General features: G+C 47.3%; 17 protein-coding genes. 6 read left to right on the forward strand and 11 right to left on the reverse strand.

The features are described from left to right. Positions 1–94: 94 nt before the first annotated feature. The 10 genes from B5G09_RS04035 to B5G09_RS04080 form a co-directional block, all read right to left on the reverse strand. Entirely contained in the window at positions 95–1723 is a 1629-nt protein-coding gene (locus B5G09_RS04035) for a carboxylesterase family protein (protein WP_087404145.1), read from the reverse strand. Positions 1724–1845: 122 nt separating this feature from the next. Then, a complete protein-coding gene (locus tag B5G09_RS04040) occupies positions 1846–2652 on the reverse strand; it encodes a helix-turn-helix domain-containing protein (RefSeq protein WP_087404146.1) in 807 nt (268 codons plus the stop codon). A 90-nt stretch (positions 2653–2742) separates the two neighbouring features. Then, on the reverse strand, positions 2743–3342 hold the full coding sequence (locus tag B5G09_RS04045) for a flavodoxin (RefSeq protein WP_087404275.1): 600 nt from the start codon (positions 3340–3342) through the stop codon (positions 2743–2745). Between the two features lie 23 nt (positions 3343–3365). Beyond that, positions 3366–4037, reverse strand: a complete 672-nt coding sequence (locus tag B5G09_RS04050) for a flavodoxin (RefSeq protein WP_087404147.1) — start codon at positions 4035–4037, stop codon at positions 3366–3368. 11 nt (positions 4038–4048) lie between these two features. Further along, positions 4049–5266, reverse strand: a complete 1218-nt coding sequence (locus B5G09_RS04055; protein WP_087404148.1) for an alpha/beta hydrolase — start codon at positions 5264–5266, stop codon at positions 4049–4051. Positions 5267–5372: 106 nt separating this feature from the next. Next, positions 5373–6476 (reverse strand): alpha/beta hydrolase, encoded by a 1104-nt coding sequence (locus B5G09_RS04060; RefSeq protein WP_087404149.1) that lies wholly within the window; start codon positions 6474–6476, stop codon positions 5373–5375. 86 nt (positions 6477–6562) lie between these two features. Continuing rightward, positions 6563–8488 carry an alpha/beta hydrolase-fold protein gene (locus B5G09_RS04065; RefSeq protein WP_087404150.1) on the reverse strand — a complete coding sequence of 642 codons (1926 nt, stop codon included), beginning with the start codon at positions 8486–8488 and terminating at the stop codon, positions 6563–6565. Further along, positions 8485–9204: a dihydrofolate reductase family protein gene (locus B5G09_RS04070; protein WP_087404151.1), complete on the reverse strand. Its 720-nt coding sequence runs from the start codon at positions 9202–9204 to the stop codon at positions 8485–8487. Before B5G09_RS04070 ends, B5G09_RS04065 begins: the two co-directional genes overlap by 4 nt. Continuing rightward, positions 9201–10208 carry an aldo/keto reductase gene (locus B5G09_RS04075; RefSeq protein WP_087404276.1) on the reverse strand — a complete coding sequence of 336 codons (1008 nt, stop codon included), beginning with the start codon at positions 10206–10208 and terminating at the stop codon, positions 9201–9203. The genes B5G09_RS04070 and B5G09_RS04075 overlap by 4 nt, the downstream gene beginning before the upstream one ends. 13 nt (positions 10209–10221) lie before the next feature. Continuing rightward, a complete protein-coding gene (locus tag B5G09_RS04080) occupies positions 10222–11160 on the reverse strand; it encodes an aldo/keto reductase (RefSeq protein ID WP_021992071.1) in 939 nt (312 codons plus the stop codon). A gap of 305 nt (positions 11161–11465) precedes the next feature. Between B5G09_RS04080 and B5G09_RS04085 the strand changes: the two genes are divergently transcribed. The 4 genes from B5G09_RS04085 to B5G09_RS04100 are packed head-to-tail and all read left to right on the forward strand — an operon-like array spanning position 11466 to position 14076. Beyond that, positions 11466–12101 (forward strand): flavodoxin, encoded by a 636-nt coding sequence (locus tag B5G09_RS04085; protein ID WP_241147563.1) that lies wholly within the window; start codon positions 11466–11468, stop codon positions 12099–12101. Between the two features lie 10 nt (positions 12102–12111). After that, positions 12112–12672, forward strand: a complete 561-nt coding sequence (locus B5G09_RS04090; RefSeq protein WP_087404153.1) for a flavodoxin — start codon at positions 12112–12114, stop codon at positions 12670–12672. Continuing rightward, positions 12669–13508 (forward strand): aldo/keto reductase, encoded by an 840-nt coding sequence (locus B5G09_RS04095; protein ID WP_021992068.1) that lies wholly within the window; start codon positions 12669–12671, stop codon positions 13506–13508. The genes B5G09_RS04090 and B5G09_RS04095 overlap by 4 nt, the downstream gene beginning before the upstream one ends. Positions 13509–13512: 4 nt before the next feature. Next, positions 13513–14076 (forward strand): flavin reductase family protein, encoded by a 564-nt coding sequence (locus B5G09_RS04100; protein WP_087404154.1) that lies wholly within the window; start codon positions 13513–13515, stop codon positions 14074–14076. Between the two features lie 573 nt (positions 14077–14649). Here B5G09_RS04100 and B5G09_RS14060 read toward each other — a convergent pair. Further along, positions 14650–14919, reverse strand: coding sequence for a tyrosine-type recombinase/integrase (locus B5G09_RS14060; RefSeq protein WP_087404155.1), 270 nt, complete (start codon positions 14917–14919; stop codon positions 14650–14652). 218 nt (positions 14920–15137) lie between these two features. On the opposite strand from B5G09_RS14060, the gene B5G09_RS04110 reads away from it, so the two are divergent. Then, complete coding sequence (locus B5G09_RS04110) at positions 15138–16367, forward strand: site-specific integrase (protein WP_087404156.1); 1230 nt, start codon at positions 15138–15140, stop codon at positions 16365–16367. 18 nt (positions 16368–16385) lie between these two features. Further along, positions 16386–17615 carry a site-specific integrase gene (locus tag B5G09_RS04115; protein WP_087404157.1) on the forward strand — a complete coding sequence of 410 codons (1230 nt, stop codon included), beginning with the start codon at positions 16386–16388 and terminating at the stop codon, positions 17613–17615. Positions 17616–17882: the final 267 nt, after the last annotated feature.

Consider the following 17882-nt stretch of genomic DNA (forward strand, 5'->3'; position numbering starts at 1 on the left):
TTTTAATTATTACCACTGCAAAGATAATTGGAGCCGTCGGAAGCAGTGATACAAAAAAATCGGTAAAAATCACAGTTTTTACCGATTATCCAGCCTAAAATACATAATCCGGAACAAGAAGTTTCATCAACTCATAATCATGATTCTTCTTTACCATACATTCATTCCCGAAAATCATAACGTATCCATTTTCTCGTGTGAATGCTGGCCAGTATGGAACCCCAGGATGATTGGGATTCCCGTTTTTGGCGAAGTTTATCCATGCCGCACTCATGCAGTCTGCAAGTTTTTCTGCCTGCTTACCTCCGACGGCAGAAGCCTTTGACATAGATGTATTATTGAATACAAACGGCAGTTCGGAACAATGATAGGACATGGCAAAACCACCGTCAAGCGGTGTATCCCATGCGAACATATAGTTATAGACAGCTCCGCCGTTCTGGTCGGCTTTCAGACGTGCCGTCTTGATTGCCGGGGTACGCAGCATTGTGTCTACATAGAGTACATCGGCAATAGAACGTTCGGGATATGCCTGTCTGAACGCATTGACGACAGATTGCAAACGATTGCCAAACCGCTCTTTTAGCCTTCTGTTTATCTCCTCTTGTGGCCAAGTGTTTCGGTTATCGGTCCTGTATTTGTCTATTTCAGCCAACATACCCATTGTTGTCCATTCTGTCATCGCTGTACCAATCATAATCGGAATTTCCTTCGCCTGTGAAGCAATAGAATCCACGACAGGTTGAAATGGCAGATAGTCTCCATCCACGATCGGTGTCCATAGCAACCCCGGATTCCCCCAACTGTCAATGGTCCCGTATTCTTTGGCCGCCTGTGCCATGGCAGCATTACCAGCTGCTTCCAACTCTTTGTAAGGAACATTTTTCAATCCGGTTATCTCGCCTGGTCCGATACCGAGTGCATTCAATGTCAATTCTGCGACACGTCTTCCTATTTCCGTTGTGATATTTGTCATGCCACACGCTTCAACTGCACCGCTTTGGATAATACCTTTATGAAACAGTCCTTTTGCGGCCGGTGTCGTCATTAAGACTAAAACTTTGGCGCCACCTCCGGATTGCCCGAACAAAGTGACATTATCGGGATCACCTCCGAAGGCCTTGATATTGTTTTGAATCCATTTCAAAGCAGCCACCATATCCATTGTACCGGCATTACCAGAATATTTATATTCGTCTCCATAAGCCGACAAATCCAGAAAACCGAGTATATTCAGTCTGTGATTGACGGACACGACAACCACATCTCCTTTACGGCTTAAATTCGCACCGTCATATACACGTTGTTCAATCGCAGAACCGGTCTGAAAACCGCCTCCATGCAGCCAGACCATTACCGGACGTTTCCCGTTGTCATTGATTCCGGGCGTCCATATGTTCAAGTTCTGGCAATCTTCTCCTTCTATTGCTATCCTCTGATTCGAAATAAAATCATTCTCTGCCGGCATGGGAGCTTGAGGACATATGTGCCCGTATTCCGTGAAATTCCGCACGCCTTCCCATGAGTCGGGAAGTTCCGGAGGCATGAAACGGTCTGCCCGGGCATAAGGAAGACCTCTATAAACATATATACCATTTTGTATTTCCCCTTGTGCCATACCTGTCGTAAGTCTTACGATGGTATTTTCAGAACACGTTTCTTCTTGAGCCATTGCTCCTGTAAAAGCAGTCAGAAATAGCAGAAGAATGCTTAATGATTCCATATTACTCTGATTTTTAATTGTCTATATTGCAAAAGTAATGGTGTCATAGGAAAGCAGGAATACAAAAAAATCGGTAAAAACTGTGATTTTTACCGATTATGACAAATTCAGGGATAAATGAACTATTCCCTGTAATCCGATGGATTTACTCCCAGGTTCTGTTGTACATAGCGACTGAAATAGGCGGGTGATGAAAATCCGAACATATCGGAAATCTGGACAAACGATAACGATTTATTCCGTAACAGACGGGAAATGTCGAGAATCGTATAACGGTTGATCCAATAGTTGGCGCCGTATCCACTGACCTTTTTAGACACTTCCGACAAATATTTCGGTGTTATGCAGAGGCAATCGGCATAATAAGTCACTTCCCGATGTTCGCGATAAGTTCCTGCTTCCAGCATTTTCAGAAACCTGTTCATAATGGAGGCATTCTGTGTTGATATATCACTTTCACCGTACAAACTTGCGTGGAAGTCAAAAAAATCGAGAATAGTGGCTTGCATTGCATTGATTAGTGTTTCCTGATAAAAGTGGTGTCCTGAATTCTGAATGCGCAGTTCCAGCTGCTCGAAATCCCTGCGGCAGACGATTTGCTGTTCCGGCGTGAGGTGCATGACGGGATTAAGGAACAGGGCCAGAGATCCTTTCATGCCGTAATTACTTTGAGGTGTAGACAATTCTATAAACTCAGGGGTAGCATAAATGATCTTGCACCGGAAGTCCTCCGAAGGTTGTACCTTATCAATCATTTTCCGTTTGCGGATAATTGACAGATCACCGGCGTGCAACCCGAATTCCCGTTCGTTGAAACGGTAGCGACATGTTCCGCCTAAGCAAAGCATGTGCGCAAGATACTCCTTCTCCGAATCGATTTTTACTACACCGAGTCGATCAGCTATGATAAGGTCTTTATATTCATTCATATACATTTTAAGTTCATCCGAGTTCAAAAATAAGCATAAAAGTTGAATCGGGCTGCAATCAGAACGGAAAATCTTCCACCTGATGTAGTTTCACGGGATGATGCGGATTGTCCGGAGCCACTCTTCGACACCAGTCGTATTACGTCCTGTTTTTCCAAATCCCTGCAGATGGACGGAACCGGGAGTAAGTTCCACGATCTTGGCGAGTGTCTCCTCCCTATAAGTCGATGAGTAAGTACAGAACGGTACGATAATCTTGTCTGAAAAATCATATTCCGAACTTTCGAGAAACGACCACACGGCCATCGGTGCCGTATGCCACCAGACAGGACAACCCACGAATATTACATCGTAGTCGTCAAGATTATCCACCGTACCGCTCAATTCAGGACGGACACCGTAATCCAACTCCTCTCGGGCGACCTCCGTACATTCGTTGTAATCCGAAGGATATGGATTGGCAGTTTCGATATGGAACAGCGTGCCGCCTGTCATATTCGCAATTGTCTCCGCCAAATGTTGCGTATTGCCGCTCCAACTGAAATAAGCAATAAGGATTTTGCGATTTGCGTTGTACTCGATTGAATCATGCTGATATAACGGAGTATCGGAACCTTCATCTTTCGAACAGGCAGACAATGCGGCCAATATCACTGACAAACAGGTTAAGAAAAATAGCTTATGTTTCATATACATCCATTAAGGGTTATACATTATTCTGTCATTCCGATTTCCCGCAACCAGTTCAGGATACCCTCTCTTGAAGTCGCCGTGTTGTTACGTGAAATGCTGTAACCGTCAACCATCGTGGCATCCGGCACCAATTCCCGGATATCTTCCAATGTCCCCGACCATCCGCTTCCGCCATGCGTAGAGAAAGGAATGAGAGTCTTACCACTACAATCGAATTTATCAAAGAAAGAATACATCGCCATAGGCATCTGATACCACCAAATCGGATAGCCGACAAAGATCACATCGTAATCATCAAAATTGTCTATCTCCGTAGCGAGTGTCGGATGAATATCGTTCTGACGTTCATTGTCCGCCTGGGCTGCCAAATCATCGAAGTTGTCAGGATAAGGCTGTGCTGTCTGTATGCGGATCATATCGCCACCTGTTGCTTCTTGAATTACGGTAGCCACATACTGGACGCTGCCGTAGAGTTCTCCGTCCACAATGACCCGGCTTGCCGAGGTCACGGCATCAATACCGTCAGGAAGCGGCTCGGAAAAATAGGCGATGAGAATCTTATGATTTGTTCCCGGAACAACCTCCTCAATGTCCGTGTTGTCTCCATTGTTGTCAGGCCCTTTTTCTGAACATGCCGTTATCAGACCGCTGACAAAGAGCAGCGACATCAATGTTAAAAAACACTTTTTCATATCTATTCTTTTTAATTATTGGCCATTATTCTGCTCATCCAGCGATCAAAGCTGACCATCCATTCCTCATGGGTATATCCGAAACCGTGCGGCATACCTTCATATTCGTGTTCTTCCACCTCCACACCCGCTTCACGCACAGCATCAGCACACGCCTGGAACTGGCGATAGAACGGGTCTCTCGTACCGTAGGCAAAGAATGTGGGCGGAATCTTAGACGCGCGGAATTCCTCCACATCGGTCGAAGCGACACTCAACCTTCCATAGAAAGCGTAAATCATCCCGATGGTACAGACATCGGCGGATACCCCGTCAAGCGCATCCGGGCGATAGTCGGAAGCGAGGGCGGTACCGTTTACCAGACCATCGAAGTGGAGGGCCTCATCACCGCAGAGAATACCTCCGGCAGAAAAACCCACGGAAGCAATGTCATCAGGATCTATTCCATAGTCTGCGGCGTGCTGACGGACAAAACGGACGGCCCGGGCAAGGTCTAGACTGCCTTCTTCCATCGTGTATGGACGTACACGGTAGTTTACTACAAAAGCCTGATAACCATGACGGGCAAACCATTGGGCCACCGGAGTACCTTCCATCCGGTCGCTTCGGAACTGGAAAGCACCGCCCGCGCATACGAGTACGGCACCTTTTATCGTCATACCCTCATCTACCGGGAAATAATTCATATATGGACGGAACGATGGCGGGTCCTGGTAAGCCCCTTGACTGCCTGTGTAGTCCGTGATCTTTGCCATATTGTCTTCCGGCCACAGATAAATGGTAGCGGCCAACGGATCCTGCCCATCATCCCCGCCAACAGGAGGCGTGTCATCGTCCGAGGCGGCAAGTGTCGTAAACCGACGGGACTGGCCGTAAACCGTACCTTCGGGAGTTGTGGCGTACGCCCGGACATAGTAGGTCGTATTTGCAGAAAGTCCAGTGACATAACAGGCGAACGAACTTGCTTCGCCTGCCCCGACATTGTGGCTGCCGGAAATGGTCGGATTGTCTGTTGTCGCCCAACAGATGCCGAACTCGCTTACTGTTTGCACCTCTCCGGCAACTTGTCCTCCGGAGATGGCGTTTTCTGAGGTTATCGCCGTAACTTCGGCTGTTGTGACACGGATAGCATTGTCGGGCATCGGATTTTCCGAGTGCCCGTCACATCCCGTCGTTGTCGTAACGGCAAGCAGCATCAATGCAATGTAAGGAAATATTTTTTTCTTCATTATCAAATCTTGTTACCGAAGTTATCACTTCATACTCATACCGGTATCGCTTGACAGTCCAATCTGTAGAATTGTCGCTGCGATTGGCATGGGCGCCACGGGCAGATTAAAGGTAATTGCCGAAAAACTCCGTCAGTTTTTCCACCGCCATGTCCACATACTCCGGTACATAGTAGGTCCTGATATGTGTTGCACCGGGAATCAGGAACAGCTCCTTGTTCTGTGTTCCTGTCGCCTTGCTGTAGCACTGCTCGGTCATGTAGAACGTGTCGGCAATACTTCCGGCAATCATCAGGAGCGGCTGGTTGATAAGATACATTCCTTCACTGGCATCGAATGCCATCAGGTCCACAAGACTGCTCTTCGTGTAGCGGAATGTCGAGTTGGGATGCACATGGCTCTGGAGATAATATTCATAACCGTCACGGTAAAGGTCGAACGGAAGTTCTGCAGCCTCGTCCGGTGTCATTCCGCTCATGTCTCCCACGTATTCGATCTCACCGCCTTCGGCCTCTTTCTGACGGGCGACACAGGCATCGGCAAGACGTTCCTGCACCTGGCCGATTTGAGAATCAAGGAATCCGTTGCGGCGTACCAGTCCCGAATTGAACATGCTGAGCGTAGCCACAGCCTTGAAGCGCTTGTCGGTCTGGGCAGTTTTCAGCGTATATCCGCCACCTCCGCAGATACCAAGGATACCCACACGCTGCGGATCTACACCAGGATATTGCAACAGGATGTCGGCCGCCCGGCGAATGTCTTCGATACGGTTGGCAGGTTTGTCCGTATTGCGCGGCTCACCTTCACTGGCACCCTGATAGGCAGCATCAAAAGCCAGACAGATATAACCCTGTTCGGCCATGCGTTGGCTGTAAAGACCGGCAACCTGTTCCTTTACGCCACCATTGGGGTGCGCCACGACAAGAGCGGGAAATTTTTTTGTTCCGTCGTAATCCGTCGGTGTATAGACATTGGCAACGATTTTCAGTCCGTTCAATTCGTAAGTTATGGGATGGATGTTTACTGCTCCTGCTTTGTTTTCCGTAATGGCGCCGGCATAAACCAGCCCCCACGGATTGCCGTTATGGCTTCTGGAAGCCGACATATCGGTCTCTGCGAATGATTTGTTCTCTTTCATGATCTCCTGTGCGTTAATTGTATTGCATACGGCCATCGCTGCACACAATGCGATTGTTACTATCTTGTTCATCTTTAAATATTTATTGTTTCTTGAATGACATTGCAAAGGTAGTATGGATGCCAACTACCCATTTTACACTATTGTCGGTAAGAAATTCAATTTTTGCGGGAGATGTGTCTCTCCCAAAACCTGACGGCCTCTTTTTCCCAACCTTCGGCACTTGTACCGGTTCCCAACCCGAAACCATGACGCAGGTTGGGGTACAGGTGGAACTCGGCATCGATGCCGAGCGCCTGAAGATTATTCACGCGCTGCTGCATGACGGAAGCGCTGGCAATGGCATCGTTGTCCCCGATTAGGGCGTATGTCGGCGGATCGTCAGCGGTATAGTCGCTGTGGCTGGTATAGCCCATGATGACAGCTGCCGGTCGGGCATGCTCAATTCCGATGAATCCCTGTGTGCCGTATGAGCCGAGGTAGGCTGCCATACGCGCCCCTGCCGAGCCGCCCCAAAGTGAATAGTCCCCGGTCGCCACCTGCAACTCGTCAGCATGACGAATGATGAAGTCAATGGCCTGTGCAAGATCTTCGCAGGCTACCTGGGCACCACCTGTACGGTATTGGATCGAGAAAGCGTTGTAACCCATTTTACTCAATGCGATGGCCAACGGGAATCCCTCATGGATGGCCCCGACATAGGAAAAGCCACCTCCGGGGCAGACAATGGCAAACGGACGGCCCGGCTCTCCCCGGAAAAAGAACAGTCCCGTATTGTTCTTGCGCGGATCCGCCTGCTTGTCGGAATCGAAGTAGATGTCGTAGAAGAGTCTGTTGCCCGCATGCACATGGTCGATCATCGTGTTGATGGTCTCCACGGCCTCTTCGCCCGTCACGTAGTTGTGATAGGGCAGCAGACGAGCCACGTCGGCAAGCCGCATTCCGTCATCATAAATCCGCTCGGCAGGCAGAATGAACTGCCCGAATCCGTTGAAAGCTTCATGTTCCACAACATCCTTCACTGTATTCGAAATAGTCAAATGCCCGTAAGTATCCATATTTCCGTTTTGTCCGTTCGGGAAGAAAAAAGGCAGCGCATTATAGAGATATTCCGCCATTGGCCGGAACTCATGCCGGGCGCCGTCCTTTTCGTGAAAGGTAAGGTTGGAAAGCCTGAAGACGTCCGTGAGTTGTGACATAGCCTCAATTTGTACCAATGTCTCTCTGTAGGCGGAATCTTCCGTGCCACTTGCAGCCCAAATGTAGAAACCGGTATCTGCGTATGGGGATTGGCAGACGATGTCGGCAAGATATTCCGCGGTTTCCATCGGACGATTCATTCCGGCAAACGCACCCAACGACCAGCAGTCGGCGCTGACAGGCATAAAGTATTTGAAATAAGCGAGCGTGTGTTCCAGAGCATACCACGTCGTTACGGCGCCCATCGAGAAACCGCCGATGGCCCGATGTTCACGTGAGGCCTCCAATCCTGCGGCATCCGTACTTTCGGCGTATGTCCGGTAACGGCTCTCGACAAGAGGGATAAGGTCGTTTACGAGTTCCTGCGGCAGTGCTTCGCAATATGGGTCGGCATCCACGTAGTCCGGTGTCGGCTCTCCGTAGTTGTAACTCGGTGAAACGACGATGGTCGGGGCCATATCCCCGTTTCCCGTCATGTGGTCGAGCAGTTTCCGCACCAGTCCGTCTTCGGCTTCGAATGTTGTAGCTGCCGTAGCGTAGTGTCCATGGACCAAATACAGCACATTGTAACGTTGATTGATATTTTCTCCGTACCTATAAGGCAGATAGACATAAGCCGTATTGGTACGTGTCCTTCCTGTCCCTTCGGCATAATCGCGTGTATTATAGTCGATACGCACCACTTCACCACGGTGTTCAGCCTCCTGTCCGTAAATAACAGGGACAGAAGCTGTCTTGCTTATTAGTTCTGTATAGTCCTGGGATGTGTCTGGCTTTTCAGTGCCATCCTGATCCGGCGGCAAAACGGGCCGGTCCTCTTCGATGTCAGAACAGGAGGACATACACAGGCAACAAAGCAGTAATTGCATCATTATCTTTTTCATTTGCGATAGTCCTTATGAAATTTGTATTGGATCCACATGACTCCATGTTCACGCTGCGAAGCGGAGAGCAGTTGCAGACGTTGTCCTTGCGCTGGATATTCGGTTATCCCGCCTGTATACTCGAAGATGGAGGGAACTCCGGAAAGCCCGTCGATACCGGGATAGACTACAAGACTCAATTCGTCGATCAGACCTTCAGCCAGTAACGCTCCGTTAAGAATTCCGCCTCCCTGTACCGAGACGGAGCGGATTCCGAACTCACGTCCGACAGCTTCAAATCCGGCACGAAGATCGGTCGCATCGCTGACAAGGACATAGGATATCTGCCTTTCACGCAGGTGGGCAAGGTATTCCTCTGTCGCATTCCGTCCCAGGATGACAAGGATGTTGTCGCCCCTGATGACTGGGGAGGTAAAGTAGATGTCGGCCTCCGGATCGGCGATGATGAACATCCGCCGCGAGCATCGTTCGCCGACAAATACAGAAGGAGAGTCCGGCTGCACGGTATGTCCGTTCACGCCCCATTTATAAGGGAACACGGCACGGAGTGTATTTTTACCGAACATCCACGCGTCCGTGTTCAGCTCACAGCCAAGGGCTGCATAAACCTCCAATGGTTTCGAGGCCGGTGTACCGTCGAATGGCGGTGTCCATCGGTCGTTGAGCAACCGTCCGTCGACGGAGCTCATGATATGGCATATTATTCTCGGTTTCATATCTTTTTCTTTAAGGGTGAACCTCCGAATACTTCGCTCATCGGTATCGTCGCAAGGGCATCATCAATAGCCTGTACCTGCCCGGCAGACAGTCGGATATCGGCCGCCCCGATGTTCTCTTTCAGTCGGCACAGATGCCGTGTCCCCGGAATAGGGACGATCCACGGTCTTTTGTTCATCATCCACGCCAGTGCGATTTGCGACGGGGTTGCATGATGCTCTTCCGCCAGGTCTCCGACAAGTGCAAGGAGCGGACGGTTCTGATCGAAACTCTCCCTGTGGAACTGAGGCATCGATGCCCTGTAATCGGTTGCTGGGTCGAATGTCGTATCCGCCGTATAACAATCGGTCAGCAAGCCGTTGGCCAGCGGGGAGAAAGCCACGAAACCGACACCCAGCTCCTCAAGCGTCGGAAACAGGGACTCGTGCCACCGGGCCATCATCGAATAACGGTTCTGTACGGCCGTAACCGGACAGACCCTGTGGGCACGGCGCAGGTACTCCTCCGTGGCTTCAGAAATTCCCCAGTGAAGGATCTTCCCTTCACGGATCAGGTCAGACATAACGTCGGCCACCGTCTCAGGCTCGACATCCGGATCAATGCGGTGCTGGTAGTAGAGGTCGATATAGTCTGTGTGCAGGCGGCGGAGCGATCCTTCAACCGAGCGGCGGATTGCAGTTGGATGCGAGTCCGTTATGATGGCATGGAGGCCCGCGGCTTCCGGTGAGTCGAAGGTCAGTCCGAATTTCGTGGCGATGACCACCCGGTCCCGAAAGGGTCTCAATGCCTCGCCCAACAGTTCTTCGTTATCATGCGGACGGTCGGGGGGGCCATAGACCTCCGCCGTATCGAAAAAGGTATATCCCATGTCAACGGCATCGGCCAGAAGTCCCGTCATCTGCCGTCTGTCTGCGGGAGCACCATAAGCATGGCTCATGCCCATGCAGCCCAAACCTATCGGGGAAACGCGGAGCCCGCTTAGACCCAATACTTTGTAGTTCATCATATCGTTTTATTTAATCTTTCATTGGGGTGTTGAGATATACACGTTCCTTCTCTTCAAGTGACATGTTGAAGAAACGCTTTTCTTGGTTGAGTGAACGGATTCGGGCCATTTCCTCGTCCGTCAGTTCGAAGTCGAAAATCCGGATATTTTCCCGGATGTAATCGGGATTCGACGCTCCCGGAATAACGGAAAATCCCTCCTGGATATGCCAGCGGAGAATGATTTGTGCAGGTGTTTTGCCGTGCGCTTCGGCAATTGAGCAGATGACCGGATCCCGGAGCAGTGCCCCGTTGCTCATTGCCCCGCCCAGCGGAAACCAGCATTCAACCTGAATACCGTAAGGCTTGACCTTTTCGCGCATGGCCAGTCGCTGTGCATAAGGGTGGCATTCGATCTGAAGCACAGCCGGCTTCACGCGCGATTCGCTCATGATCTTGTTGAACACCTCGTCGCTCGCGTCGAAATTGCTGATTCCCAACGCACGTACCTTGCCCATTGCAACGGCTTTCTCCATATCCCGCCATGCACCCACGAAATCGCCGACAGGCTGATGTACATAGAGCAGGTCTATATAATCCAGCTGCATGCGTTCCAACATCTTATCAATAGCCTCCATGGTCTTGCCTTCGCCGTATTCGGTTGGCCAGAGTTTGCTGGTGATCCAAATTTCCTCACGAGGAATTCCACTCTTCTTGACTGCACGTCCCACACCAGCCTCGTCATTGTATGCATGCGCCGTATCAATATGACGGTAACCGGCTTTCAAGGCCGTGAGACACGATTGTTCGCATACCGAATCGGAGGGCTGGAGAAATGTTCCAAGTCCGAATTGAGGCATCAGGATTCCGTTGTTCAATTGTACCATCGGTACATCGGCGACAGTTTTGTAGATCTCCTGCGCATAAGTGGTGCTGACCATCATCGAAGCAAGCACCATAAGTAGTGTCATGATTCTCTTTCTCATTTTTATCTGTCTATGATTGTTAATTTAATATGCTGTCTTTATCAGACATTGCAAAGGTAGAGAGATCCTCTTGGGTTGACTTTATAAGAATTTCGGTTGGAACTGCACTTATTTCGGTTTTTGCATCCATTTCATAATTAGGCAATTGAGGAGTAATGTCAATTTCCGAAAAAATGGTAATCCAAACCGTGTTTTTTGTTCCTCAAGTTCTGGCAGTGGCCTCTAACTTTGCGCTTGAATCAATCCGGGAATATTCAACAACTATAAAATAACAAGAAATGAGAAAATGTATGTTTTATCTGATGATGGCCGTAGCCGTCATTGCATTCGGGGCTTGTTCTCCCGATGAAAGTAATGAGCCTGGAACACCGGGGATAGAAACTCCAGAGAATCCGGAAGAGCCTGGAGAGCCAGAAGAGCCCGGAGAGGATCCGGATTCTCCAAGTGGGGAGACCAAGATACTGGTTGCCTATTTCAGCTGGGGCGGCACGACACAGCGTATGGCTCAGGAGATTGTCCGTCAGACAGGAGCCGATCTGTTCCGAATTGAACCGGAGGTACCTTACCCTACTGATTACACTGAATGTACCGAAGTGGCGCTGGAAGAAAAGAACAGCAATGCCAGACCTGCCATAGCCAAAGAAGTGGAAAACTGGAATGACTATGATACGGTATTCATCGGTTGTCCTGTCTGGTGGTGGACCACGCCGATGATTATTTGTACTTTTACTGAAAGTTACGATTTCAAAGGAAAGACCGTTGTGCCGTTCTGCACGTATGCTTCCACTTATCGTGACGAGACGCTGGCACGTATAGTTGAACTCACTCCTGATGCCGAACATCTGGCCGGGGAGGGACTGACAAGCGGAAGAATCAATGAGCAGAACATCTCATCATGGCTCAAAGAAATAAGTATAATCAAATAGGCGGACAATTATGAATATTCTTAAAATTATTCTTGCGATGACATCGCTTATATCAGTATCATGCACTACTACAGCTCATGCTCAAACGAAAAATGATAATGACATGAAATCGGTAATCGTATATTTTACACATTCCGGCAATACAGAACTGGCGGCCAAGCAGGTTGCAGAAGTAACAGGAGCCAAAATGATAAGACTTCTTCCGGAGCAGCCTTATTCATCGGAAGATGTCAATTGGGTAAACAAGCAGTCCCGTTGTACACAGGAACACCTCAACAGGTCGCTCCGTCCGGCAATTAAACCGATTGACATCGATTTTACAAAGGTTGATACGTTATTTGTCGGTTTCCCTATCTGGTGGCATGAAGAACCGGCAGTGATACGCACTTTCCTTGACAATTATGGTGAACAATTGAAGGACAAGGTGATTTTCCCATTCTGTACATCTTACGAAAGCCCGATGTCAGAAGCCGATGCTACCTTGAAAAAAGGTTATCCTTCTTTGAAAATCAGAAAAGGCCTTCGGTTGCCTGCCAAATCAGAAGAAATAAAAAAATGGATCAAACAATGAATACGGTAAAATTAAACAACGGCATCGAAATGCCCCAGATGGGCTACGGTGTCTATCAGGTTTCGCCCGCCGAGTGCGAGCGTTGTGTAAGTGATGCCCTCAGCGTGGGTTATCGTATGATTGATACGGCACAAGCCTATCACAACGAAGAAGGTGTAGGCAATGCTGTGCGTAAAAGCGGTATCGACCGCAAGGAGATTTTCCTCGTGTCGAAAATCTGGATTTCCAACTATGGGTATGAAAAGGCTAAAGCGTCAATCGACGAAAGTCTTCGCCGACTTCAGACGGATTACATTGACCTGATGCTACTGCATCAGCCTTTCTGCGATCGTTACGGTGCATATAGGGCCTTGGAGGATGCCTACAAGGAAGGCAAACTCCATGCTATCGGCGTAAGCAATTTCTACCCGGATCACTTCATCGACATTGCCAGCAATATGGAAATCGTCCCGGCTGTAAATCAGGTCGAGACCCATGTCTTCAACCAACAGGTCGAAGCGCAGCGGATTATGGAGGAGTTCGGTACGCGCATCATGTCATGGGGGCCTTTCGCGGAGGGGCGCAACGGTTTCTTTACGAACCCGATACTGGCCGATATAGGACATAAGTACGGCAAATCGGTGGCACAGGTCGCCTTGCGTTGGCTCATTCAGCGCGGTGTCATCATCATTCCCAAATCTACTCACGTAGAGCGTATGCGGCAGAACATTGACATTTTCGATTTTTCACTTTCGGATGGGGATATGAGGACTATCGCCACGCTCGACACGGGCAAAAGTCTTTTTTTCAACCATCACGATGCGGAAACTGCACGTATGTTTATGGGATGGAGGTAATGCTATGAAGAAAACTTTAGGAACTACACCTGTAGTTGCTCCGCTACCCGTACTGATCGTGGCAACTTACGATGAACAAGGAACGCCCAATGCCATGAATGTTGCTTGGGGAGGTCAATGCGGCTATCATCATGTCGCATTGAATCTATCGCTGAATCACAAGACTACCGAGAATCTGAAACATACTAAAGCGTTTACCTTAAGCATCGCAACCATTGATACGTTGGTCTTGTCCGACTATTTCGGAGTTGTGTCTGGACATAAGGAAAATAAAATTGAGAAGGCAGGAATACAAGTTAGCCGTAGCAGATTTGTGAATGCCCCGATCATTGAGAAATATCCACTGATACTCGAATGCAAGGTCATTGAAATGCAGGAAGCATTGGGTGAAATGCACGTTGTAGGAGAGGTTGTCAATGTGCTGGCAGATGATACGGTTTTGGATGGGCAGGGCAAGGTGGATTTGGATAAGTTACAACCAATTTCATATGATTCAACTTCTCATTCCTATCGTATGCTGGGGAAAATAGTCGGTGAGGCATTCAAGGACGGCACAAAAATTAAATAGTATCTACTTCCATAAAGCAGCCCATGAAGATCACGCTTTTGGGGCTGCTTTTATATTATCTAGAGCCGAGTAGCAATTTTATCAGAGTATAAACTGCGGGAACTTTATGGTATCAATTCGCAGGTATTGTAACTTTATAAAGTTGATAATTAAATATGTATAGAGTTTTATTCGGTTCAAGTGTGGAGTTGTTTGTCTATCTGAGAGAAGGTTGTGGTAGGACCCGAATACAAATAAACAATACCCCACACCTGTATGATATGTTGAGAAATAAACATACCAATACAAGTGATGAGTGTTGTTGGTTCCCCTTGTATTCTTGAAAACTACCACATTTTCTCTCAAGGATGAAGCAAAACACTTTCATCAAATATGTCGGTTCCCGAAGGAACACCACAAAGGTATAAAAATGTTTTCTAACTCCAACACTCTTAGGGGTATTGTACAGGACAAAATTAACCCGAATATTCTAAAAAATGCTATTTTACTTTTACTATCTTCTTGGTAGTTTCCCGATTTTATCTTTTCATGAAAGTCGAATCCCGGAAAGAGAATTCCGAGGGAATACCCAATTCACATGGAAACTCCTTCGGATTCCTCTTTCGTCGAATATAAATTCGGGATCTTGTTGACTGCAATTCGTTTGGTCTTGTCGATTACCTTCGTGTACTTCATGGTGGTTCCTATGTCGGTATGTCCCAGGATCTCCTTGACGGTATAGATGTCCACTCCCGAATTCAACAACAAGGTTGCACATGTATGTCTGGATGAATGCATAAGTAACAGGAAAGCAAGCAATAACAGAAATGAGTAGATAAAACTTAAATGGTTGGTATTTAGCATATTTGCTGAATTCTGCCAAATGAGTAAAACGCAAAAAAGGTGATTTATAGTATTAGTTCAGTTACCAAAGCGTTAGCTGTCCAGTTACCGAAGCATACAGGTAACGCAATGAGGAGTACAGAAACTATCACGAGGGGCTATTATTCACTGGTTGTCAATATTTTGCACATCAAAGAACGCTTATAAATTAGGTAATTTTGCAATTAAAGAATAAGCGTATGAAAGTAGAAAAATTCAAAGTATTGCTCTACCTGAAAAAGAGCAGTCTTGACAAGTTCGGAAAGGCTCCAATTATGGGACGAATAACGGTGAACAACACGATGGCGCAATTCAGTTGCAAGCTGTCATGTACTCCAGAGTTATGGAATCCACGGGAAAGTCGGTTGAATGGGAAAAGTAAAGAAGCGGTAGAAACCAATGCAAAAATCGACAGGTTGCTATTGGCTGTAAACGCAGCCTTTGACTCTCTCGTGGAACGGAAAAATGATTTTAATGCAACTGATGTAAAAGAAATGCTTCAAGGCAGCAAAGATACCCAAATGACATTGCTTAAGCTGTTCGACAGGCATATCGAGGAAGTGAAATCCCGTGTGGGGATAGACATATCCCACCGTACACTTCCAAACTATATTTATACCCGTAACCGTCTTGCAGAATTCATAAACTGCAGGTTCAATGTGTCAGACCTTGCCTTTTGCCAGCTTAATGAACTGTTTATCCGTGAATTTCAGGAATATGTTGTAATTGAAAAACGACTGGGAGTCCAGACTGTGCGTCACTATCTGGCCATACTGAAAAAGATTTGCCGTATCGCGTTCAAGGAAGGACATTCGGACAAATTCTATTTTGAACACTACCAGCTGCCCAAACAGAAAGAGACACCCCCGAGAGCATTGAGCAAGGATGATTTCGAAAAGATAAGAGATATAGAACTTACCGGCTGTCGTCCCGAACATTATATAGTCAGGGATATGTTTCTTTTCGCCTGCTACACCGGGACTTCGTATGTTGACGTGGTTGCAATTACTCCTGATAACTTATCCAAGGATGATCAGGGAGCGCCATGGTTGAAATACCGAAGAGGCAAAAACGGGCAACTGTGCCGTGTCAAGCTGTTGCCAGAAGCCGTGGCTCTTATTGAAAAGTACAAGGATGAGACAAGGTCTACCTTGTTCCCTGTCATACCCTACCAGGCTTTGAAATGGTGTCTTACAAGCATTAAGATGAAAGTTGGGATAAAAGGGCGTTTGTCATACCACATGGGAAGACATTCGTTCTCGACCCTTATGACATTGGAAAACGGTGTGCCGATTGAAACTGTCAGCAGGATGCTGGGACATGCGGATATAGGCACTACCCAAGTGTATGCCCGTGTGACTACCAAAAAACTTTTTGAGGACATGGACAAATATATCGAGGCGACAAAAGACCTGGAACTGATTCTGTAACCCTTAAAATATTAAACAATGCGAAGTACATTTTCTATTCTTTACTATATTAACCGTGGAAAGGTCAAAGCTGATGGAACTACAGCCATCATGTGCCGTATCACAATTGACGGCAAGAGCAGTGTATTTACTACCGGATATTATTGCAATCCTGAATGTTGGAATACCAAAAACAGAACGGTAAAAGATGGAAGGACAAATGGTCTTCTTGCAGACCTACGGGCAAGGCTTGAGACTTCTTACACGAACTTGTTAAAGGAAACGGGTATGATAACAGCTGAAATGCTGAAAAACGAAATAACATGTGTAGGGACTGTTCCTGTAACTCTCTTGAAAGCCGGAGAAGAAGAACGTGAAAGGTTGAGAATCCGTTCCGTAGCGATAAATTCTACCTCATCTTACCGTCAGTCAAAGTCTACTCAGGCATACCTGCACGAGTTCCTGCTTTCTATTGGGAAGAATGACATAGCCTTTGAAGACATTACAGAAGATTTCGGTTGGGAATACAAACTTTACTTGAAGGGAAAAGGTTGTGGTGCGAGTCACATCAACCATTGTCTTACATGGCTGAACAGACTGATATATATTGCCGTTGACAGGGAGGTTCTCCGTTTCAACCCGCTTGCGGATGTTCCTTACGAGAAAAGGCCTGCAGGCAAATTGAAACATATAAGCAGGGCTGAGTTACAAAGGATTATGGAACAGCCCATGCCGGAAAGATTGCAGGAACTTACACGCAGGGCTTTCATCTTTTCCTGCTTCACCGGATTGTCTTACGTTGATGTTAAACGGCTGTATCCTTCACATATCGGGATAACTCTGGACGGAAGAAGATACATCCGTATCAACCGTAAGAAAACTGATGTGGAGTCATTCATACCTATTCATCCCATAGCTGGACAGATATTGGCACTGTATAACACAACGGATGAAAGCAGACCAATATTCCCATTGCCCAAACGTGACATGTTATGGTACTGCATACATGAGATAGGTATCGTGGCTGGTATAAAGGAGAATTTAAGCTATCACGCCAGCAGGCATTCGTTCGGCACTTTGATGCTTTCTGCAGGTGTCCCGATAGAAAGTATAAGTAAAATGATGGGACACACGAGTATTAAAACGACACAAGGATATGCCAAAGTAACCGATGATAAAATATCCGAGGACATGGACAAGCTGATGAAACGAAGACAAAAGGACAATTTCGGACAGTCGCTCGTTCCCTCTGCCGTCCATAGAAGTTAGTACAGACTCTATTGAAAGCGAAGAGGTCATGCGGCTTTGTCATTACGGGCAGAATCTTCCTCTTTCAGAGTGTATTCAGCCCGAAAACCTTTTCACTCATTAAAGCCCGTTGTTTTCTGAGGACTTTGATTGTTACTGCCAATATCAATCATGAAAAGTATATTAAGATGATGGATTATAAATTACACAAGATGGCAAGTGACAAGACTTTAGAGACGTAAAAATGTTTTTTATACAAAAAATATATCGAGATTTAATAACCATTTT

Source organism: Alistipes sp. An54 (assembly GCF_002159375.1).
GTDB classification, from domain to species: Bacteria; Bacteroidota; Bacteroidia; order Bacteroidales; family Rikenellaceae; genus Alistipes; species Alistipes megaguti.